A 22,622-nucleotide genomic window follows, 5' to 3' on the forward strand; every position below is an offset into this window, starting at 1 on the left:
TACATCTAAATTGTTTCGTTTAGGCTGAAAATTTAAATTAAATGGAAAAAATGTAGTTAATTTTCATGGATATACCATTATCGATGAAAATCCTCGATATTAGCTGCAAAGAGGAATAGAATATCCCCATTTAAGTAGAGGAGACTTGGGAAGATTAGTTAGTTAAAAAAGAAAGCCCAACCCTCATTCTTAAGGGCTGGGCTATTGTGATGTGAAAGTATTATTTCACTTCGGAAAGAAGGTATTTGTCGTTTGCTTTTTTCGTTGTATACGTAACGCCATCTTTTGTCGTGAATTTCACGAGTTCAGGCGTATTTGCTTTATCGAAAGTAATTTCTTCTTTTTTTGACTCTAAAATATTGGAAGTGAAGTACGATTTCGTGTTTGTTAAATAAGTCGTACCAGCCTTCTTATCTGTTACATAATGATTCACTAACGTATCAAGCATTGTGGCATCGACGTAGCTAGCAAGAAACTTCTTAGCTGTCTCTTTATCTGTTGCAGCAATCGGATTAACGACGAAAGCGCCGTCTGCTGACTTGGCTTCAGCGAATAAGTAATCTACTTTTTCACGTGCAATTCTAGCAGCGATATAGCCTTTCATGTTTGTTGCATCTTGGGTTACAGCCGCTGTTGCTTGTGGAGCTACTGTTGCTGTCGCAGCAGGTGTCGGAGAAGTTGTAGAATCTTTGGAAGTACAAGCAGCGCCTGTAACTGCCATCGTTAGTATAAGAAGCCCTGCAGCTGTTTTTTTCAATGTCATTGGGTACACCTCATCATCATTTATGTACTGGCTTATATTGTTAAAAAAACCGAATTCTATGCTAATAGGATAGCCAGCAAGATAAAAATATAAACGATAAGAGCGGGAAATGCAACCGTGAGAGAGTGTGGATGTGCAGGAAAATGCTGATTTACGTTAATAAAAGTGATGGAAACGCTTGTAATTGTGACGATTTGAAGGGGGATTAGATTTGATATTTTCAAATAACTGGATGTGAAATGTTTAAAATGAATGATTTCTACCTTTATTTACAAAAAAATGGATTTCGCGGCGTTAAATGAGTCAACTTTTTGTCCAAATTTCGAATTTATGTAGAACGCGGTCTGGAGATAGTCGATGTTTTCAACAGAAAAACTGGATGTTTCTACAAACCCTTAAATGTAGAAAATCCAGTTTTATGTTAATGTGCGTCTCCTTATAAATAAGGAGTCTGAGATAAATCCATGATTTCGGCTTGTAATCCAGTTCGTAAATCGGTTTTCGGTTGATAACCGAGAAGGGATTGTGCCTTACTGATATCTGCCCAGGTATGACGAGGTTCTCCGGAGGCCTTGCCAAGAAATTGCCTGTCTATTTTTCGATCAAAAAGCTCTTCAAGAATTGCGATGCAATCAAGGACAGAGGCACGTTCTTTGCCTCCGATATTGATGGTTTCGCCAATGATATTCGCTGCATGGGCCGTTGCTGCAATGGCTTCTACACAGTCGCCAACAAATGTAAAGTCGCGAGTTTGGAGACCATCCCCGTGGATAGGGATGGGTTTGTTTTGCCGAATATGCTGGATAAACCGATGAAACGCCATGTCAGGACGCTGTCTAGGACCGTACACAGTGAAGAATCGCAAAATAACGATAGGGAGATCATCTTTCGTAGCATAAACCTTACAGAGCTGTTCTCCAGTGAGTTTGGTGACCCCGTATGGCGAGAGTGGCACCGTCGTAGCGGCCTCATTCACTTGATTCGTTTTTTCACCATACACGGAGGATGTCGATGCATACACGATTTTACTGATAGGATACGTACGACAGCCTTCTAGCAGCCGCCCAGTCGCTTCGATGTTATTGGTGACGTAGGTTTTGAAATCCTCTCCCCAGCTAGAACGCACGCCAGGCATTCCGGCCAAGTGGTAGACAACATCTACACCAGGAAGAATCTCCGACCACGGAACATGCAACAGATCCTGATTAACGAAAGTGAATCGAGCATGTGGCAGTAAATAACGAAGGTTATATTCCCTTACCAGAACTGGGGTTGGTGATTTCTGAACAAAAGCATCCAATCCAATGACTTCGTTGCTTGGATCCTGGAGAAGTTTTTCACAAAGATGAGATCCGATAAACCCAGCTGCGCCTGTGACGAGTATTTTCATACCAGTAAACCTCCCATCTTAGAGCGATTATCTATTTCCAATGCCATAGTAAGCATAGCCTAGCTTGGTCATTTCTTTGCCGACCAGCGTATTTCTTCCATCAAAAATATAATAATCTTTCATAAGTGATTTTAACTGCTGCCAATCTGCCTCCCGATACGCTTTCCATTCCGAGCAAAGGATGACTGCGTCGCACTGCTGCAATGTGATTGCAAGTGTTTCGAATTGTTGTGTCGTATCCGAGCGAAGAGCTTCAGGCAGTTTGGCAATGGGATCGTGAACTCTGAGGTTCACTTTCTTATGCTGTAATTGCTGAATAATGGATAGTGCGGGTGCTTCCCTTAAATCATCCGTATTTGGTTTAAAGGAAATGCCGAGAATGGCAATGGTTTTGCCTCTAAATCCACCTAGCTTTTGTTCCCATATGTTCAAAAAGTATGAAGACTGCGAGTTGTTGACAGCAACAACTTGTTCAAGGATGCTCAGCTCAACTTGTTGCTCTTTCGCTGTATATAAGAGAGCCATACTGTCTTTCGGGAAGCAAGAGCCGCCATAACCGATCCCAGCTTTTAGAAAATGGGGACCTATTCGTTGGTCCATTCCCATTCCTTTGGTGACATCGGTAACATTGACCTCTAACGATTCGCAGAGTCTTGCTAATTCATTGACATAGGAAATTTTAGTTGCCAAGAAGGCGTTCGATGCATATTTGATCAATTCCGCTGTTCGAGGTTTGGTCACAAAAATGGGGGCTTTTATGCTGTCATATAAGGATTGAATAACATTTGCAGCTTGCTCATTATCGCTTCCAATAATAATGCGATCCGGATTCAGGGAATCAAACAAGGCACTTCCTTCCCGAAGGAACTCGGGGTTAGAAACAACATCGAAGGGGTGGGGATGGATTTGAGATTCTTTGACCCACTCGACTAATTTACGATTTGTGTCTATAGGAACTGTGCTTTTCACAGTAATAATTTTATAGTCATTCATGTAAGTGCCAATACTTTGGGCGGCCCCGCGAACAGCCTGAAGATCAGCGCTTCCATCTTTATCGGAAGGAGTACCGACACATATGAAAATAATGTTATTCTCACGAATCCCCTTTTCTGAAGAGGATATAAAATTGATTTTACCAGTTGCAATATGTTTTTTTAATAACTGATCCAGTCCTGGTTCATAAAAGGATAATTTACCTTCTGACAATGCTTGAATTTTTATAGTATCCGTATCTAACCCTGTAACTTGCCAGCCGAGTTCTGCAAATACCAATCCAGTTGTAACGCCTACATATCCCATTCCCATAATTAATATGTTCATTTTCCTGACCCTCCGTCTTTTTGCACAAACACCGACTGTGGACTGATAATCGAGTTCGTCATTGGATAGTGGTTAGGATTAAGAATGGCGTACTCTAGCAAAATGCTGTTTTCTACTATACAACTTTCAAGTCTGACATTGGGGCCGATCGTCACGTAAGGCCCGATCACACAATTAATCAATTCTGCACTAGGGGCGATGCATACAGGTGGGATTATTGTAGTTCCTGGGTATTCAGATTCTGATGGAGTCTTTAACAAACCTTCCTCCTCTAGCTGCTTTAGCATCCACCTATTCGCTTCCAGCCAGCCTTCCATAGTTCCAACATCGGAGAAGTTTTTATCTGTTGTTTGATAGGTGACCGAATATTGTTGATGAATCAGCCACTGAATGGCATCTGTAATTTCGTATTCGCCTCTGGCGGAGGGACTGATCGCATGTACAGCTTTAAATATACTTGGTTTAAACGCATAACTCCCCAGAACCGCAAGATCAGACTTGGGTTCTGAAGGCTTTTCTTCCAGACCAATAATTCGATCTTTATTCACTTGGGCAATTCCAAATTGCTTTGGATTCATCACTTTTCTTAGAAGAATGGCTGCATCATGGTTATCATGTGTAATGGCGTGACATAAGCCATGAAGATCTTGGGTAATCAAATTATCCCCAAGAAGCAGTATGAAGGGTTCGTTATTCATGAATGACTCAGCGTGTTTTACAGCGTCTGAAATACCCAAAGGATTAATTTGAAAAATATATGTGATGTTTACATTCCACCTTTCGCCAGCACCTACTTCAGCCATAAACATGGGATGAAGGTTGGGCCGAATTACAATTCCGATCTCGTCGATGCCTAATTCCACTAGCTTTTCAATACCATAATGAATTAAGGGTTTATTCGCCACTGGAAGCAGACCTTTAGGTTTTATATTGGTAAAAGGTTGGAGTCTAGTACCTTTGCCTGCACAGAGAATTAATCCTTTCATAAGCTTTTACCTCCTTGTCTATATGAAGACATTATTAATTTATGATGAAGAAATATGAAATGTTAGGGCTATTCACAGGGAAAATAAGCTGATATGTATACGTTTTATGGGAAATCTTCTAGGGGACAAACATAATCCGCCAATCTACTCTATCAAGAGCCTAAGCATGAGGTTGGAAATATCATAGTATACATGGAGACATTAAAGTTTCTAATTTATGACGAGGGGAATGATTTTTTTGGAAAGTTTAGAACAATTACTGAGTTATTTACAAGCACATCCTGAAGTAACAGAGCTCTCATTGGAGTTTGAGAACGGTGACAAAGACAAAGTTGATTTGTCCGAAATCGCTGATTTAAGAACTGGAATTAATTGGGCAGAAGTTGATGAAGCTGAGATTGAATTAGCTGACGGTTCCAAGTTGGCGTTTGGTTCAGAAGATGACGAAGAAGATGAAGAAGATGAAGAATCAAATGACGATGATGAAGATGAAGAAGATGAAGAAGATGAAGAAGATGAAGAAGACGAAGTAACGGTGTCAGCTATTAGCGAAGAAGAGTCAGACGAAGAAGATGAAGACGAAGACGAAGACGAAGACGACGATGATGATGATGACGACGACGACGATGAAGATGAAGATGAAGATGAAGAGGAAGCATAAATCGTAGAAATTAACTAATATCAAAGAGATTTGGTCAAGTAAGTAGACTGCTTGTTATTTGCTTGAACCATTCATGGGAAACCTCTTACTCTTGTTATGGCTTCTGCTAGTTTCGCAGAGGATCCATTCTCGTAGAAGGGGTTTTTCCTGTAAAATAGGTTAAGTAGCTAATTCGCTTTGCTCTGAGACTCCAGGCAAACAAATGGGCTGTCCCTAAGTAGAAGTATCTACTTTTGGGACAGCCAGTTAAGTTAACTAACAATCTCCATGTTTGTACTTATCGTTGTTCCCAAACGGCAAGAATTTCCTGAGCAACACGTTCCCATGCGAAGTTTTGTTCTGCCAATCTTCGTCCGTTAAGTCCCATATGTCGTGCATGGTTCATATCAGACAACAACGAATTTAGTTTTTGTGCATATTCGCTCGGGTCTTCAGGGTTATTGATGAGTATTCCGTTATTGTTCTTTACTATCTCTGGATTGCCACCTCTAGCTGTTGTAAGGAAGGGTAATCCAGCGGCCATCGCTTCATAATGCACACGTGCTAACGGTTCCTGCCAAATAGATGTACAAACAAAGACATCTCCTGCGCAAAACCAGCGGTGAACATCTTGCGCTTGCACATAGCCGGTTGTGATGACTGGCAGAGGTGAGCGTACGGCAAGTGCTCTGACGTAAGCGACATAGTCACTAACCGAGTTATCGCTGAACCAGGCACCACCGACAACAACGAGTACAGCATCAGGATGATTGATTTGAGACATTGCACGTACCAGCACATGGGGGCCTTTATTGCGAGTTAGCCTCCCCACAAACAAAATGACTTTTTTATTGGATAGGTTGTGTTCTGCTCTAAGGCTCTCACGAGCACTTCGTGCACTTTCTGACTCCATCCAAGGAGCAAATCGATTCAAGTCAACGCCGGAGTATATCGGTTTAATTTTATCAGCCGCATGGGGATAGTAATCACAGATAGCTGTTCCGATATACTGACTAATGGTGATAATACGCTCAGTTTGCTCGATAACTTTATTCCCCTCGGCAAAGTCGATCTTAAAGGGATTGAACATATCGTTATGCATACTTAGAATAATCCGTGATGTAGGTGCAACTTCCCTCACAGGAAGGACTAGTAAAGGGCGGTTGAAAATTTGAATAATATCATAATGTTCCGACGTATTTTGTAGAAATTGGACAACTCCCGTAGCGTAAGCTTCAAGTAGACCATGTGATTCCACACGAACATAGTGGATACCATTCGTGACTTCATCGTTTGGTAAAGCAGGGTCCGTTCTACCTAAAATGGTAATTCTGTGACGTTTACTTAGTAGCGAAGCCACACCGTCAATATAGGTTTGGATTGCTCCCCCACGAATGTTGGGGACAGGCAGCTTTTCTGTACAAATCATCAGAATGTTCACAAGTTAACAGCTTCCTTTCTCAAGCAGTCCTTTTTCTAGGTGGAATCTGCCTTTTTTTCCACGGTGGCGGTACATTCATATTCGATCGTGGTTGTTGTGTTTTATTCATCGTTGGCTTCACTGCACGTTTAACTGGCTTCTTAAGTCCCAGTTTACGTTTCATTTGTTTCTTAAGAGGTCGTCGTATTGACTTTACTTTTTTCTTAGCACGCCATGTTTTGTATCCCCAGATAATCTTTATACCTGTGACGCGCTTCCATTTGGTGAGTCTCTTTAGTTTTCTGCGTCTTAGATATCGGGTTTTCTTGATGATTCTGGTTTTCTTCAATACGCGCCGTTTTCTTGGAACACGGAGTTTAAATCGCTTCCGTCCACCAGCAGGGATGAGGGCTGGGGCAGGTATTGATATTGGAGGCACAGTAACAGCAGCAGGATCTCCTGCAGATACAGTTTCTGGTGTAACTGGCATCGAGACAGGTTCAGATATAGCTGGCGTTTTGGTGTAGTCACTTTTTGGCTTACGTGTAGAAGGAATGGTGACTGCAACAGGCTCTTGGATATAAGGTACGGGGAGGACTTTCTTATCGACTGGTTTCTTGTCATAAACAGGCTCTGCTACTTTAGGTAACTCAGCATAAATAGGCTCTGCTACTTTAGGTAACTCAGCATAAACAGGCTCTGCTACTTTAGGTAGCTCAGCATAAACAGGCTCTGCTGCTTCAGGTAACTCAGCATAAACAGGTTCTGCTACTTCAGGTAACTCAGCATAAACTGGTTCTGCTACTTTAGGTAACTCAGCATAAACAGGTTCTGCTGCTTCAGGTAACTCAGCATAAACAGGTTCTGGCTCAAGTGGAATTGGCATGATCTCTTCAACAGCAGGCGTAGCAGGTGTTATAGGCGTAACCGGAGTAATAGGTGTAATAGGTGTTGCAGGCGTTGTAGGCGTATCGGAATAAATAGGTGTCAACACATCGCCAGGAAGAATAACTGCAGGATTTTGTAAGGTCGGTTTGACATAATCCGCTGAGTAGTCACCAGCAGGGTAATTCGCCTTATCTTTTTCAAGCTCCGTTAACGCTTGCCATTTACTTGCTTCAGTAGTCATGACTCTTTGAAGAATCGAAGCAAGTTCAGTGTCAAGGAATACTTGGGGATCAAACACGATTTCTTTGACATGCTTATAAAATTCATTTGGAAAAGCCATATCGATCCACAAGATTTCGAAGGTTTCTTGATCAAGAGGATTAGCACGATGATAAGCATCAATCATGCCACGAATCCATGTTAAATCCCACACGCCCATATCATCCATGGTACTTGTGATCAATTTACGTAAATCACGTATCGGCAAATCGTAGGAAACGCCGTCTAAGTCGATAACCCAGATGCCGCCAGGTCCCATTTGGCCGTTCGACCATCCGAAATCTTGATGGGCAAGTCCCCAGTGGGGTTCACCCTTGGCTAACATCGCGTTGTAAGGGGAGTTTTGGAAACGAAGGTACATGTCGTTAGCCTGCCGCTTGAATTCCTCAATCACGGCAAGTAAGCTTGCGCTTGCAGCGGTTTCAGAGTAAGCCTGAGCGATATCTTGAAACCATCCGATTTTGGCGATTATTTTTTCGTAATATTTGCCCCAGCCGTAGATGCGTGAGGATTTCTCCGAACCGCTAGGAGGGACATAACCCCTTGAGTTTTTGTGGAACTCCCCTAAGCCAAAGCACAGCTGAGAAGCTCCATCTAGGTCGATTTTTGATACGGGCACCAGGGGTTCAATCCAGTCTGTCACGATCCAGAGTTTACCACCTGCTTCAACGTAGTAATGGCCTTCTTTCGTAGGAATAAAAGATGGAACTCTGTGACCTAAACCAGACATGTAGGCTTGAGCACCAACGCTGAAAAGACTTCTTCTAGGTCGTCTGTGCAAACATTTAATACTAAGATTGCCCTTACTTGTGCCGATTTTCCAAATAGCTCCGCCTTTATCTGGCTTGGAGGTAATCAAGAGCATATCATTGACTTGAAAGTCATAATGTCCCAAGACCTCTCGTGCCAGCATCTCTAAACCAGGAGGAACATACATGTTAGCAACGACACCTGGATCCAAGACATCATTTATCCAGGGTACGACTTGATAATTTTCCACCACCATCACTCCATCACGTATTTTAAAGTGAATTGTACGTTCTAAGCCCTTACAAATGTTGCGAAATTGCTAATATGATCCACTATTGTACCTCTTCGAACTACTGTGATACGAAAGTTCACCTCACATAAACCAGTTTAGGTTTATCTAATTCTATGCATATGTCATTAGGTGAATGGTTGATATGTACAAGAGTGGAACTTCATGAAAAACGATTAGACATCTGTACACTTTTTTACAAAAAATAGGAATTGACATGAAACCAAATGGTTGTATATAATGAAAAACGAAACCAAAAGGTTTCGTATAACTACATATGGGTAAAGAGGAGAATGAAAATGTTATTTCAAGAAATTAATTATTGGGCCGTATTCGTTACGGGGATTTTATCCTTAGTGTTAGGTTTTCTTTGGATGGCTGTTATATGGGCCAAACCTTATCAGAAGCACATGTACGGCAAGGGAGAACAAACCAATCTTAACGTAAGTAAAGCGGATAAAATCCAGTCTTTTGTGATTTATATTCTTGTATCTTTCATAACTTCCATTGCATTTGCAGGTTGTTTAGAGCTATGGAAAACAGGTGGACAAGCATTTGGTTATGATGGCGATAGTCTAATGAATGCTTTTTGGTTCACTATGCTATTAGCAGCAGGTTACACGCTTCCGTTTACAGTTGGTAAAAAGGTTTGGCAGTTCAAAAGTTGGCTAGTCGTGGCTGTAGACACTTCTTATGAGATCGTTCGCTTTACGATGCTGTTGCTTGTATTCTGGTTCTGGGTGTAAGAATGTTAAGAACCTGAAGATACGCTAACTTCTTCTAAGCTTACGATAAGCCTCCGGACCCTATTTCAGGATATAGTTAGTGTGTAGATAAGATCACACTTTCAGGAGGGGTTACAATGAGTAAATTAACACAAGAAGAAGTCGCATTTTATAAAAAGAATGGGTATTTTCTTTATGAGAAGCAAGTATTCTCTCCAGAGAAATTAGCCGAGTTAACGGGGCTATTTGAAGATCAACTGAAGCAAAAAGGCAGTAAACTCTCAGACGAGTTAGACACACCGCATTTCCGTGAAGAGCGTCTATTACAATTTCTTTTAGCAGATGAAGTATTGGATCTCGTTGAACCTATTATCGGACCTAACATTGGTTTGTGGTCTTCCCATTTTATATGCAAGGATCCGTTCGTTGGACGCGCGACGCCATGGCATGAGGATTCTGCTTATTGGAAGGGCCGCGTTAGTAACTTCGATAATATCATTACGATTTGGTTAGCCATCGATAATAGCACGAAGGAAAATGGGTGTATGCAAGTTATTCCAGGCACACACAACAATGGGTTCTCCGAATATGAGAAAGTAGACGGAGAGAAGAATCTCTTCAGTACGCAGATTAAAAATATGGACACATCGACTGCTGTTCATTTTGAACTGCAAAGAGGTCAATGCTCCTTGCATGATTCACGAATTATTCATGGTGCGGATCCGAACAAGAGCGAATTCCGTCGCTGTGGCTATACGATGCGCTATTTCTCTACAGATACGAAGGTCTACGCGGATAAAAATCCAAACTTCAAAGTTTGGCTCGCTCGTGGCAAAGATCTAGCAGGAAATATTTATGCGAACGTAAAGTAGAAGGGATTTAGGCTTCATTCATGGAAATCTTATGATAAACGAAATGTGGAATGAGGAGGACTTGGATGAAAAAGCAACCTGTGAGACTTACGAATGAACAATTTATTCAACCTGCCTCCTCCTTTCAAATTTACTTTCAGAATATTAATACGCATCATGAACTACATTGGCACGAATTCTATGAGCTTTGTTTTGTGGTTCGAGGCAGAGGTATGAATATTGTGAATGGAACAGAGCATGAGCTGCGGAAAGGCAGCTTGTTCCTATTAACTCCCGCGGATTTCCATGAAATCTATTCGTATCCGAATGAGCCCATGGAGCTGTATAATCTAGTGTTTGATGAGGAATTGCTGGATCAAGAACTACGAGAGTTCATGTTTGGGCAAGTTGCGGAATATATGGTAGATCTGAACGAGACGCATCATGAGATTATAGAGTCCGAGTTTCAGCTGATACGCGATGAGGTTCAAATGAAGAAGTCAGGACATTCTATTCTGATCAAAGGAGCTTTCGAGCGAATCCTTTTGTATTTATTTCGAACTTACCATGAACGTAATGATCAGCCTGAATTGCAGGCCATGCCGTCTCAGTCCTCAACGCTACAACGAGCGCTTGTTTATATGCATCATCATTTTCGGGAAGAACTTCGGTTGGAGGATGCTGCTAAGCAAGCTGGATTGGCACCGAATTATTTTAGTCTCGTTTTTCACAAAATGACCGGCATTTCGTTCCAAATCTACTTGCAAGGGCTACGGTTGCAATTTGCCAAATCACTTCTTCAAGCATCGGACATTCCAATTACTGAAATTTGCTTCGCCTCAGGATTCAATACATTAACGCATTTCGAGAGAGCGTTCAAGCAGAAATATGGAAGCTCACCGCGAACGTTCCGCTCGAACTAAGGTGTGTGTTGCTCTCCAGATGTGTATAATAGATGTATCTAATTTACACAAAGGGGACAACTTCTCATGATTACTTGCAAATCGTGCTCCAAACCAACAGAAATCCATACGCAGCGTTGTTCGCACTGCGGGGCTTTGTCACCCTACACGGTTGCTGAGAAATTCGACATGATGGCCGAACTGGTGGAAAAAGCTTTGAAGCAGGAGCTCGAATCGAGAAGAAGATTGAAGCATTAGGCGAGTAGAATCACATAGTAATGACTGGGGCTACCCAGTGTGAGGCACCTGACATGGTCTGGTGTTTTTTTGTGTTGGTGGGGGACGGGGGACTAATGCGCAGCTAATGGTGGTTTGAGAGTAGAGTGAGATATGATTTTGCTCATTTACCATTCTCGCTGCGAATAAATGGATTTCCTCCAGTTAATTTTCATGAAATTCCGTCTAATCGGACATTAGATGGATTTCATACTGTTAAATTCAGTATATCCGACCCAAATGATCAAATCAGAGAGAATTAACTACATATTTTCCATCTAAATCAAATCTTCCTAATAATTCCGCCAGATTAGCTGTAGGTTTTCCAGTTATTTAGATTGAGCACCACCAACCCAACCTGCGCCTTAGAAGCCTTCCTCTGCAGTGCTGCGAAGATTACGCATCAGCAAACACATAGATTCCAGTTTAAGGTCAAGTTTTTGATGCTGAGTCCAATTCAATCTCAGTTTGAACAGCGTATACTTAATTTGTAGGCGCTTACAGTGCCTCGAAATAAGATGACTGGGGTGATAGTGATGTACACAGGTTCAATAAGCAATAGGAATAGGACAATTCTGCTAGCTTGGGTTTTGCCGCTCTTAATGCTGTGGGGGATGATCTATACGCCGCCTGCGGCTGAGGCTGCTGTGACGGGCTATGTAACACGATCGGGCAATCAGCTGCAGCTGGATGGACAGCCATTTCGGTTCAGCTCAGCGAACATTTATTGGCTGGGCTTGGATGAGAATGTACCAACGAATGGTACGATTGATTTTCCAACGAACTTCCGAGTAGATGATGCACTCGCAACCGCAAAAGAAATGGGAGCTACCGTTGTACGCTCACATTTGGTCAACTCATTTGGTTGTGCCAAATGTATTATGCCCACACTTGGCAATTACAACGAAGCAGCTTGGCAGAAGGTGGATTATGCCATCAAAGCCGCTGGAGATCAAGGTATTCGCCTCATCCTACCAGTCATTGATATGTATAATTACTACCATGGCGGCAAGAAAACATGGACTAAATGGTACGGGTATCCGGATGATGGCGTCATTTATACAGGATACGAGTTTTTCAGCGATGCGAATATTATTACTGCATTCAAACAACATCTGAGTGTCATGTTAAATCGGGTGAACACCTATACGGGAGTTGCCTACAAGAATGACCCGACGATTCTCGCATGGGAGACAGGAAACGAGTTAGGCTGGTACGACAATCCGACACAATTGAAAAATTGGACCCAGCAAATTGCTGACTACTTGAAACAGCAGGATGCGAATCACTTAGTAGCTGATGGGAATTATGGGATTGCCGATGCTCATTTGACAATTTCGAGCATTGATATGTATTCGGACCACTTCTATACATGGGGGAATAAAGGATTATCCGTCCCAGTTCTCCAGACGCAAGCCAATAAAGTAAGAAATGCTGGGAAAGTCATGTTCGTTGGGGAGTATGATTGGAAAAGCGAGCAGTTTGGCACCTTGGCAGCCTTCCATACGGCCATTGAGAATGACAGTGTGATCGCAGGCGACATGTACTGGGCGTTATTTGGGCATAACGATAATTATGGCTATGTGCAGCATCCGGATGGCTATACGGTTCACTATCCAGGTGACACAACTTTCATGCGCACACAAGCACAACAAATGAGGAATCATGCTTACAAAATGAGAGGTATCACAACACCACCTGCACATGGCATTCCAGGTGCACCTACGATTACCGGTTCCACAACCTCCGGTGGTAAATATGTGTTGAGCTGGCGCGGTTCTGTGCCATCCGACACATATACGGTCGAACGCTCTACAGCAGGCAGCAGTGGACCTTGGACTGTCGCATGTAATCAATGCGTCACGGATAATCAAACACCATGGACGGACACAGGTTCCACGGCAGGTGCAGCAACTTGGTATAGGGTCAAAGGACATAACTTATCCGGCACAGCTGGTGCCTATTCAACGGTGTATGCAATCTCTGGTACGCAGCTGCAAGCACCTGGAAGCTTTACGCAATCTGCTCCAGCTAGCGGAGCAACAAGTGTGAACGTGACGCCATCGTTTACATGGGGTACAGCCACTAATGCGGCTACCTATACAATTGTTGTCGCAGATAACACGTCGTATTCGAATCCTGTTATCAATGTGAGCGGATTAACGAGCACAAGCTACACGCCTTCGAGTGTGCTGGCTAACAACAAAACTTACTATTGGAAGGTAACGGCTGTTAATAGTACCGGCTCAACGAATGCCACCAATTCGGGAATCGCATTCACGACGGTGGCACTTCCAGCACCAACATCGACGGTTGATAATTTCGATGGATATGCCTCCGATGCAGCATTGCAAGCCGCATATGTGAAAAACGCAAGTGGCAACACGTTCACAATGACCCGTGAAGCAACGACGAAGGATGCAGGCGCGTATGGCGCCAAAATTGTCTATACCGTCAATGCAACGACCAGTTATGCAGGTGCTGTACATACGCTCGGTAATGCCAATTGGACGGGGAACACAAGCTTCAATCTATGGGTGAAGCCAGATGGATCCAATCGTACATTAACGATTCAATTTAAGGAAACCAACGGGGAACTATGGGAAACGTATTATACCCTTGCCGGTACGACTGCCACGACGTTGTCCATTCCATTTACGAGCTTCCAGCACCCAGGTTGGTATAGCGGAGGAAATGGTGTCATTGATTTGGGCTCCATCGCAGAAAGCAATCTCTATATTAATAAGGGTTCAGGTGCAGATGGCAGCAGCACCATCTATGTAGATTCCATTAGCTTAGGCAATGGCTCAACACCGCCACCGCCAACGACGGTTATTATTGATAATTATGAGGGCTACGGCGGCTCCAATCCGAGCGTACTTGCGGCATATGTACGTAACACGGATGGAAACGCGATTACACCGACTTTAGATGGGACGAATAAATCGCAAGGCTCATATGGCTTGAAACTTGCGTATACCATGGGAACGCCTACCTTTGCAGGCGTTGTGCATAGTATTAGTCAGAACTGGTCGGGTAAAACAGGTATCCAATTGTGGCTGAAGCCAGATGGATCGAATCGTACCTTAACCATTCAGTTCAAAGAGCCGAACGGAGAGCCGTGGGAAACCACGTATACGCTCTCTAGTACAACTAGCGGAACGATCCAATTCCCGTTCACAGCTTTCCAACATCCGCCTTGGTATTCAGGAGGTAATGGGACGAAAGATTTGGGTTCAATCTCTGAGTTTAATTTATATGTGAATCAAGGTTCAGGAGGAACAGGCAGCAGTACGATTTATGTGGATGATATCCAAGCTTATTAAGCTTCATCAGTGTTTGTGATCACAACTGAAGCCGTCATGCGGAAAATCCGTATGATGGCTTTTGCCTATATGATAGAATGAAGGGGACCAGAGTTGTATGCTGGAATGCCCTCAAGGGTGGGATGAACATGATCCGCATCATGGTTGTTGAAGATGAGAAGGCAATTCGATTGGGCATCGTAAGCATGATTGAGCATATGGAACTTGACGTCAGCGTAGTGGGATCGTTCGCAAATGGCTTGGAGGCAGTTCAGTTTCTGAGCAAACAAGCCGTAGATGTCATCATCACAGATATCTCAATGCCAAGAATGGATGGATTCGAGCTTGCAGAGCATGTTAGACTTACTTCCCCAGAAACGAACATCATTATCTTGAGTGGCTACAATCAATTTGATTATGTGCGCAATGCGCTGCGGTCAGGGGTCAGTGATTATTTAGTGAAACCCGTGAATAAGAAGGAACTTCACCAAGTTCTTCAGAAACTGATGGATCATCGACTTCAAGAAAGAATGCGCAAGGGGCAGACGACAGATTTGTTGTTAAAAAGTTATTTAGCAGGCGAGATGAAGGCAGATCAACTAGAGGTGCTTTGGGAATCCTTCTCGACCTATAGTGGGCATGCCATACCTTGTGTATTTGTTGTGTGCAAAGCTAAGCAAACGATGATCTCAACCATTTCACAGATATCACCTATGGACACTTCCATGCCTGAAATGATCACATGCACATTAACACCTAATCTGCAGCTGTTCATTGTATTTGGCGTAGGTGACGTCGAGGCGTTGGCACAAACGATAAGGGTAGATAAAGCTGATTTGCGAGGCATATCGTCCGTCATTTCACGCTTCGAAGACTGGCCTAGGGGATACTCGGAAGCCATCTCTGCCTATTGCTTGCATTGGCATACCGGAGATAGGATCAGTCTAATTCCCTATGTGGAACCTAGTTACCATCGCTCTGAAATGACAATGATGGTATCTCTGATTGATTCCTTATTGCAGAATTCCTCCAAGTGGATGGACCGTGAAGAACTGAATAAACTGAAAGACCAGCTATACCATAGATCGAAGCGTATCCAGATTCACTGGGCTGATATATGTCGTGTACTTGGCTATTTACTATATCAGCTGAGAATGCGTATTTCGGATGCGACCAACCGGTCGCTTATTACTCAACCCGACTCGAATGAGATAGAACTACAGCTATGCGAGCATGCAGTTTTACAGGATGTGTTTGATGATATTTTTGACAGGATGGATCGTCTGTTAGGGGATATGGAACTGGAGCCTGGTGCCTATGAACGCAAAGTGGTGAGCACAGTCAAAAAAATCATCGAGCAAACCTACAAACGTGAGATTGAATTGTCAGAGTTAGCGAATCAAGTGTATTTAACAGCGAACTATGTCAGCTTTCTTTTCCGCAAAGAAACAGGAATGACGATCACCGAATACATTATGGATCTTCGCGTTTCAAAAGCCAAGGAGCTGCTCCTTAACCAGTTGGAATTGAAAACTTATGAGGTTGGGCAAGCCGTGGGCTATCCCGATGCAGCTTACTTTAATCGCTTATTTAAAAAGGTCGTCGGTACCACTCCTCGCATGTACAGGGAACAAACACAGATCTCTCAAATGCCCAACTAACGGAAAACGATCAAAGGACAATAGAGTCCAATAAAATGCCAAGCCAGTACATTTCAACCGCCGATCATCCCTCCTATAATTAAAATGATACAAAATGTAGGATACGAGGGGGCGAACGTATGCGTTTGAAAAGCATGTGTGCAAAGCTTGTAGTAGCTATGCTAGTGATGTCTTTGCTCATGAGCGGATTTGTAGGCACGCCAAAAATGAAAGCGGAATCAAATCCAGTACTAACCCAATTTATTACGCGATCAGGTGATAAATTGATGGATGGTGCCAGCGAGTTTCGTTTTATTGGAGCGAATGTGCCTACGCTAACGATGGTTGAGGATGGTTATTGGCAGGTTCCCACAGAATGGGAGCAGCGAGATGCATTTAAAGCTTTGCAGCAAATGGGAGCGACAGCAACGAGAACCTATGTCCTTTCTGTCAAAAAGGATACTGATTACCCTGGCATGATTCGCCATGTTGTTGGACCTAATCAGTTTAATGAAGAAGCGTTTGTCGCCCTAGACCGTGCGCTTGCACTTGCCAACGAGTATGGTATTCGTCTTATCATTCCATTCGTTGATCAGTATGAGTGGTGGGGCGGAATTGCTGAGTATGCCAAGTTTCGCGGGAAGAGCAAGGATGCGTTCTGGACGGATCCGGACATCAAGAAGGATTTTAAAGATACAATCTCGTATGTATTGAATCGTCGGAATACCATAACGAACAAGCTTTATAAAGACGATCCAGCAATTCTCGCTTGGGAGACAGGGAATGAATTAACACCTCCATCCTCTGCATGGACGACTGAAATAGGTGCTTTTATTAAAAATATGGATACTAATCACTTGCTGATTGATGGTAAATATGGCATTGATGCCAGCTCGCTAGAGGAAAGTTCACCTATTGATATCGTAAGTAATCATTATTATCCGAACCATTACGCTAGCTTTGCTTCTCAAGTGAACATTGATAAGAATATGGCCAAAGGGAAAAAACCTTTCTACGTAGGGGAATTCGGCTTCATTCCAAAAAGTGAATTAACACCTTTCTTAGCCAATGTGATTGAAAACGGTACCAGTGGTGCCTTAATCTGGAGCCTGCGGTATCACAGTGAGGACGGCGGCTTCTTCCGACACACGGAAGGCACCTATGGCGGGACATTCTATGAAGCGTATAAATGGCCAGGCTTCCCGGCAGGCGAGCAAGGTTTCGAGGAATCATCCGTATTGGGGCTGTTACGGGATAAAGCTTATGAGATTCGCGGGATTACTTCAAAGCCAGCTCTACCGCTACCTGAAGCACCTATTATGCTTCCGATTGATACGGTATCCCGTATCGGATGGAAGGGGTCAACTGGTGCAACGGCCTATACTGTAGAACGTTCCGTGTATGCCAATGGGCCTTGGGATATTGTTGGAGCTCAGGTTTACGACACTTACAAAACAGATTTATTTGATGATATGACCTCTGTGACAGGTGCTACGTACTTCTATCGAACGAAGGCACGGAATACCGTTGGTGAATCCACATATTCTCTAGTAGTAGGTCCAGTCATTGCGAAGCATGCCATTCAGGATGAACTCATTGATTATAGTAAAATGTATCAATTCTCAACGGATTTGAAATTTACCACAGATGATCTAGATCCAGCTTTGTTCGGAGGAGATCATTATCGACTGAAATTGCAGCCGAATGCCGTTGATCAATTCGTAGCTTACGCACTTCCTTCGACACCAACGAATTCGAGTGCGTTGCGAGCATTATCATTAAAGGCTTCCGCATACCGACATACGGGGCATCCGAATAGTGAGTTTACATTTTGGATTTCTGCGGATGGAATCAATTACACGGAGCTTCAGGTAAACAAATCGGATGTTGGCGGTGGCGATTGGCGCAAAATTGTGTATAGCGCGAATTCGCTGCCTCTGAATGCAAAGTATTTCAAAGTAACCTTCCCAGATGGGGATGGCGAGTCTCAGCTGGGTGATATTGAAATTGTATACAACCATACAAGTGGTGAAGAACTTATTTATAAGGATGCCATTTCAAGTGTTGCGATTACCAATGGTGTGTTGACAGACGAAATGAATAATATGCTGAAAATGGCCGACCACTCGCCTAACTTAGGATTCGAGTCCGGTGGTGTGTATTTTGGCAACGATTTGAAACGATTAGTACGTACAGCTAACACAGCGGAATCGTTCGTGTATCAAACGGCTGGGGATATGAACTATTTCGTGATGACGAGTTTTGCCAGACAAGAACCAAGTAAATACCGGCTTCCGAATTTTACCTTTTTAACATCATCAGATGGTGAACATTACTCGGCTGTAAGTCAAGTTCGCGTAGATGAAGTGCCAGGTGACGGTTGGTGGAGCAAAATGGTATACACCGCATACACCTTGCCAGCGGGAACCAAATATTTGAAGGTTGTTTTTCCGGTTATTCCTATTAATTTCGCTTCTGAGTACTGGAGTCCACAAGTAGGTCGCATCCAAATTGGCGTGGGTTCAGAAAAGTTAGAGCCGCCTACCAATGTGAAAAGTGATGTCATTGAAAACTTCGAGAGTTATACAGGCTCAGATTCCATGTTACAAAGCGCATATACAGTGAATAATTCGGGTTCACCACTTGGGTTGAACTTGGATACGATTCATAAATCCGAAGGGAATTACAGCTTGAATCTAACCTCATCGCTGAGCAAAGGCTGGGGGGGGATGGAAAAGCAAATTACGAATACCAATTGGTCTGGCAGCAGTGGAATTTCTTTCTGGGTTCAGCCTGCAGAAGCCTACACAGGCATCTCCATTCAGTTCAATGAAGGAAGTGCTACGAAAGGTGAGGTTTGGAAAAAAGATATTGGGGTATCGGGCAGTGAACCGCAGTTAATTAAGTTGCCTTTTAACCAATTTTATGTGCCTGACTGGTGGAAAAACTCGCATCAAGGTGTAGGAAACAATGTCGTTGATCTATCGTCCATTACGACTTTTAGTATCAATATTGATGGAGCAGCCAACGTTACACGTTCGGTTTACCTCGATGATTTCCGCCTGTATAAGTCACCAGTTGTTGATTCGTACGAAGACTATGGTGGGGACAATACAAAGCTGCAAGCCCAATATAAACGCAACTCGGATGGGGATCCCATTACGGCAACACTCGATGCTGATACCAAACAATCGGGTGGATTTGGTCTCAAGCTGAGCTTTGATCTGACTGCTGCCAAAGGATACGCGGGTGTAACCAAATCCATCGGAGGAGCGGATTGGTCGGCCAACAATGGTATCCAGCTTTGGATGAAAGCAGGAGAAGCTGGACGCGGTGTTACATATCAATTAAAGGACGCAACCGGCGAATATTGGGAAGCCAAGGTGTATGTCAACCATACGAATGGTACGCTGATGAAGATACCTTTTGGTTCCTTCCATCTGGCAGGATGGCAATCCGTAACGGTAGATGGGAAACTTGATTTAACGTCAGTTTCTGAATTCTCCATTTATGTGGATAGAGGTTCTATTGGAAATGGTGCTGGAACGCTCTATCTGGATGATATTCAAGCGGCTTCGCTTCGTGAGATCGATAACTTCGACTTCTATTCAACGGATGCTGGTGTCCGAGCGGACTATGTGAAAGATGAAGGCGGCGCTGAGATCACAGCTTTCCTAGAAAATAGCGTTAAACAAGAGGGTGGGCATGCGCTTAAACTCAGCTACACATTGACAGCTGCCAAAGTCTATGCCGGTGTCAAACGGACGCTTGGTAAGCTCAATATTGCGGGTGGTGGCAACGCGCTATCTTTCTGGCTGAAGTCAGATTCAGTGGGGCATGGACTTACGCTCCAATTAACAGAAAGTGACGGGGATATTTGGGAAGCCCAGACGATGATGACTTCAACAGAAGCAAGTGTTATTCAAGTTCCGTTTGGTGGTTTTGCTCGCAATCAAACATGGTCGAAAGGGGATGGCAAGCTCAATCGTGCTGAAATTGCTTCCTACGCGATTTTTGTAAACAAGGGTGCAGGGCAATTGGGATCGAATGCCATCTATATCGATTCCATCGCGATTGATCAAGTGCCGACGATTGATAATTTCGACTATTATGGCGGCGGTGAACTCGTGGCAGGCGGTTCCTATTCCACGAATAAAGACGGCGGAACCGTTACGTTAACACCGGTCTCGGATCGGAAAGAAGCTGGACCTTTCGGAGGCAAATATGTGTATGAGCTGCCAACAGCATCGAAGAATTTCGCCGGCGTGAATAAAAAGCTCGATGCTTTAGACTGGAGAGCGTATGAAGGCATACGTTTCTGGTTGAAAAAGGACGCGTCCAATCGCAAATTGACAATTCAGTTCCTAGAATCAGACGGCTCAGCTTGGGAATCGTATATCGAGCTCAATGATGATAAATCAAGTGTGATTAAGCTGCCATTTAATCTATTTACCAAAGCACCATGGAGCTCAAGCGGTGACAATGTCATCAATTTGGATGCGATTAAAGAGTTCTCGATATATGTGAATCAAGGGGCACAAGGCGCAATCGGCCAAGGGACGCTGTATTTTGATACGATTAAGGTTTATAAGACAGGGGAGGAACCAGATCCGGTAGACCCTGTGGATCCCGTGGATCCGGTAGATCCAGTAGATCCAGTAGATCCAGTAGATCCAGTAGATCCGGTAGATCCGGTAGATCCCGTAGATCCTGTCGACCCTGTAGATCAAGGAGATAGTAGCTCAACCTCACCTGGAGCTGCCATACCTACACCAACCGTTTTGGATAAAGCCAATCAAATCGAGTTGACGAATGAGGCTTTCAAACACTTAACGGTCACTGATAGCAACGGGAAAGAGGTGCGTCAAGCCGTCATTCAAGAAGCGGATATGAAGAAGGCTTTGGAGCTTCTGTTGACGAAAGAGCAAGGGACGCCACTTGTTTTGGCATACAGCACGAAGGAAACCGATGAAGTCGTGATTCCAAGTTCGTTACTGTCCAAAGCACTCGCAGCTAATCCCGTTGCTCTAGCCGATACCGTAATTACGCTGCAAAACGAAGCGGGTTCTTACGAGATCCCACTCCAAATGCTATCTAACCCTGCCATACTGAAAGCGATTGGTACAGACACTAGGGATGCTAGCTTGCATGTAGCTATCACGCCTGTATCTGCGGAGCAAGCTGACCAAATTCGCAAAGCCGCTGAAAAGCAAGGCGTCACATTGATAGGTATGCCGGTGTCTTTCCGCCTAATGGTTTCAAGTGGTGGCAAACAAACCGAGATTGATAATTTCGGCTCATTATTCGTCACTCGGAGCATCTTGGCGAACAGCCTTAGCGACCTATCATCTGCTACAGTTGTCGTTATTGACGAACAAACAGGCGCCATGACGTTCGTTCCTGCAGCCTTCCAGCCCCAAGTAAATGGGGTAGAAGCGATAATTAGCAGAAATGGGAATAGCGTGTATGCCATTGTCTCCCATCAAGCTCATTTCACAGATGTTCCGCTAACACATTGGGCTCAGTCTGCGATTGGAGCCTTAGCTTCCAAGCTGCTGTTGAATGGCATGACGGACACCACGTTCGCGCCAGACCGTGCAGTCACACGTGCAGAGTTTACCACGATGCTCGTGAAAGCGATGGGTATTGTACCGTCGAAGAGTACGCAAGCCAAATTTACAGATGTAGCCGCACAAGATTGGTATGCCTCAGCAGTCCTTGCAGCAAGTGAATTAGGTCTGGTCGATGGCTTCGAAGACCACAGCTTCAAGCCGAATGCGACCATCACGCGTGAGCAGATGGCTGTCATGCTCAGCAGAGCGATGGCATTAACGAAGCTGTCTCAGGTGGTGAAGCCTGCTGCAACACTTTCATTTACAGACACTGTTACTGTATCTTCCTGGGCAGAGGCATCGATTCGTCTAGCAATAGCCGCAGGCTTATTAAGCGGCAATCCGGACGGATCCTACCGACCTCAAGCTGTTGCAACGCGTGCGGAAGCTGCCATGGTCTTCTATAACTTGCTGCATAAGCTGGGTATTGTTAAATGAGTGAAATGGGGGCTTCGGCCCCCATTAATTTAGCTCTTTCCCACCGAAAAGTGGAAATACAGTACAAGGAAAAACAAATGCGTGCCATTTTACTCGAGACATGGACGTTTTATAATAAAAATGTAAGCGCTACACAAACTAGTTCATT

14 protein-coding genes are annotated in these 22,622 nt (G+C 43.8%); 8 read left to right on the forward strand and 6 right to left on the reverse strand.

Features of this window, described 5'->3' with window-relative positions; genetic code table 11:
• Nucleotides 1–220: 220 nt before the first annotated feature.
• From ACSQ8O_RS15745 to ACSQ8O_RS15760, 4 genes are all read right to left on the reverse strand, one after another.
• The gene (locus tag ACSQ8O_RS15745; RefSeq protein ID WP_436242468.1) at nt 221–763 is read right to left on the reverse strand and encodes a hypothetical protein; all 543 of its coding nucleotides are present in this window, start codon (nt 761–763) and stop codon (nt 221–223) included.
• Between the two features lie 436 nt (nt 764–1,199).
• Nucleotides 1,200–2,153, reverse strand: a complete 954-nt coding sequence (locus tag ACSQ8O_RS15750) for an NAD-dependent epimerase/dehydratase family protein (RefSeq protein WP_436242469.1) — start codon at nt 2,151–2,153, stop codon at nt 1,200–1,202.
• A 27-nt stretch (nt 2,154–2,180) separates the two neighbouring features.
• A complete protein-coding gene (locus tag ACSQ8O_RS15755) occupies nt 2,181–3,473 on the reverse strand; it encodes a UDP-glucose dehydrogenase family protein (protein ID WP_436242470.1) in 1,293 nt (430 codons plus the stop codon).
• Nucleotides 3,470–4,459 (reverse strand): sugar phosphate nucleotidyltransferase, encoded by a 990-nt coding sequence (locus ACSQ8O_RS15760; protein WP_436242471.1) that lies wholly within the window; start codon nt 4,457–4,459, stop codon nt 3,470–3,472. The genes ACSQ8O_RS15755 and ACSQ8O_RS15760 overlap by 4 nt, the downstream gene beginning before the upstream one ends.
• A gap of 238 nt (nt 4,460–4,697) precedes the next feature.
• On the opposite strand from ACSQ8O_RS15760, the gene ACSQ8O_RS15765 reads away from it, so the two are divergent.
• The gene (locus ACSQ8O_RS15765; protein ID WP_436242472.1) at nt 4,698–5,120 is read left to right on the forward strand and encodes a hypothetical protein; all 423 of its coding nucleotides are present in this window, start codon (nt 4,698–4,700) and stop codon (nt 5,118–5,120) included.
• A 277-nt stretch (nt 5,121–5,397) separates the two neighbouring features.
• Here the strand turns inward: ACSQ8O_RS15765 and ACSQ8O_RS15770 are convergent, their stop codons facing one another.
• Nucleotides 5,398–6,540: a glycosyltransferase family 4 protein gene (locus ACSQ8O_RS15770; RefSeq protein WP_436242473.1), complete on the reverse strand. Its 1,143-nt coding sequence runs from the start codon at nt 6,538–6,540 to the stop codon at nt 5,398–5,400.
• Nucleotides 6,541–6,559: 19 nt separating this feature from the next.
• Nucleotides 6,560–8,686, reverse strand: coding sequence for a CotS family spore coat protein (locus ACSQ8O_RS15775; RefSeq protein ID WP_436242474.1), 2,127 nt, complete (start codon nt 8,684–8,686; stop codon nt 6,560–6,562).
• Between the two features lie 338 nt (nt 8,687–9,024).
• Between ACSQ8O_RS15775 and ACSQ8O_RS15780 the strand changes: the two genes are divergently transcribed.
• From ACSQ8O_RS15780 to ACSQ8O_RS15810, 7 genes are all read left to right on the forward strand, one after another.
• Complete coding sequence (locus ACSQ8O_RS15780; protein WP_056613135.1) at nt 9,025–9,471, forward strand: DUF1761 domain-containing protein; 447 nt, start codon at nt 9,025–9,027, stop codon at nt 9,469–9,471.
• A gap of 116 nt (nt 9,472–9,587) precedes the next feature.
• Nucleotides 9,588–10,322, forward strand: coding sequence for a phytanoyl-CoA dioxygenase family protein (locus ACSQ8O_RS15785; protein ID WP_436242475.1), 735 nt, complete (start codon nt 9,588–9,590; stop codon nt 10,320–10,322).
• Nucleotides 10,323–10,387: 65 nt separating this feature from the next.
• The gene (locus ACSQ8O_RS15790; protein WP_436242476.1) at nt 10,388–11,224 is read left to right on the forward strand and encodes a helix-turn-helix domain-containing protein; all 837 of its coding nucleotides are present in this window, start codon (nt 10,388–10,390) and stop codon (nt 11,222–11,224) included.
• A gap of 66 nt (nt 11,225–11,290) precedes the next feature.
• Nucleotides 11,291–11,461, forward strand: a complete 171-nt coding sequence (locus tag ACSQ8O_RS15795) for a hypothetical protein (protein WP_157256877.1) — start codon at nt 11,291–11,293, stop codon at nt 11,459–11,461.
• A 536-nt stretch (nt 11,462–11,997) separates the two neighbouring features.
• Nucleotides 11,998–14,805: a carbohydrate binding domain-containing protein gene (locus tag ACSQ8O_RS15800; RefSeq protein ID WP_436242477.1), complete on the forward strand. Its 2,808-nt coding sequence runs from the start codon at nt 11,998–12,000 to the stop codon at nt 14,803–14,805.
• A 128-nt stretch (nt 14,806–14,933) separates the two neighbouring features.
• Complete coding sequence (locus ACSQ8O_RS15805; RefSeq protein ID WP_436242478.1) at nt 14,934–16,445, forward strand: response regulator transcription factor; 1,512 nt, start codon at nt 14,934–14,936, stop codon at nt 16,443–16,445.
• Between the two features lie 119 nt (nt 16,446–16,564).
• Entirely contained in the window at nt 16,565–22,474 is a 5,910-nt protein-coding gene (locus tag ACSQ8O_RS15810; protein WP_436242479.1) for an S-layer homology domain-containing protein, read from the forward strand.
• Nucleotides 22,475–22,622 lie beyond the last annotated feature (148 nt).

The organism is Paenibacillus sp. LjRoot56 (assembly GCF_964253335.1).
In the GTDB taxonomy this organism is placed as follows: Bacteria; Bacillota; Bacilli; order Paenibacillales; family NBRC-103111; genus Paenibacillus_E; species Paenibacillus_E allorhizoplanae.

Coding starts and splice junctions, on each gene's coding strand:
- ACSQ8O_RS15790 (WP_436242476.1), top strand. CDS start 10,388: ATGAAAAAGCAACCTGTGAGACTTACGAATGAACAATTTATTCAACCT.
- ACSQ8O_RS15750 (WP_436242469.1), bottom strand. CDS start 2,153: ATGAAAATACTCGTCACAGGCGCAGCTGGGTTTATCGGATCTCATCTT.
- ACSQ8O_RS15755 (WP_436242470.1), bottom strand. CDS start 3,473: ATGAACATATTAATTATGGGAATGGGATATGTAGGCGTTACAACTGGA.
- ACSQ8O_RS15760 (WP_436242471.1), bottom strand. CDS start 4,459: ATGAAAGGATTAATTCTCTGTGCAGGCAAAGGTACTAGACTCCAACCT.
- ACSQ8O_RS15795 (WP_157256877.1), top strand. CDS start 11,291: ATGATTACTTGCAAATCGTGCTCCAAACCAACAGAAATCCATACGCAG.
- ACSQ8O_RS15810 (WP_436242479.1), top strand. CDS start 16,565: ATGCGTTTGAAAAGCATGTGTGCAAAGCTTGTAGTAGCTATGCTAGTG.
- ACSQ8O_RS15745 (WP_436242468.1), bottom strand. CDS start 763: ATGACATTGAAAAAAACAGCTGCAGGGCTTCTTATACTAACGATGGCA.
- ACSQ8O_RS15780 (WP_056613135.1), top strand. CDS start 9,025: ATGTTATTTCAAGAAATTAATTATTGGGCCGTATTCGTTACGGGGATT.
- ACSQ8O_RS15800 (WP_436242477.1), top strand. CDS start 11,998: ATGACTGGGGTGATAGTGATGTACACAGGTTCAATAAGCAATAGGAAT.
- ACSQ8O_RS15805 (WP_436242478.1), top strand. CDS start 14,934: ATGATCCGCATCATGGTTGTTGAAGATGAGAAGGCAATTCGATTGGGC.
- ACSQ8O_RS15785 (WP_436242475.1), top strand. CDS start 9,588: ATGAGTAAATTAACACAAGAAGAAGTCGCATTTTATAAAAAGAATGGG.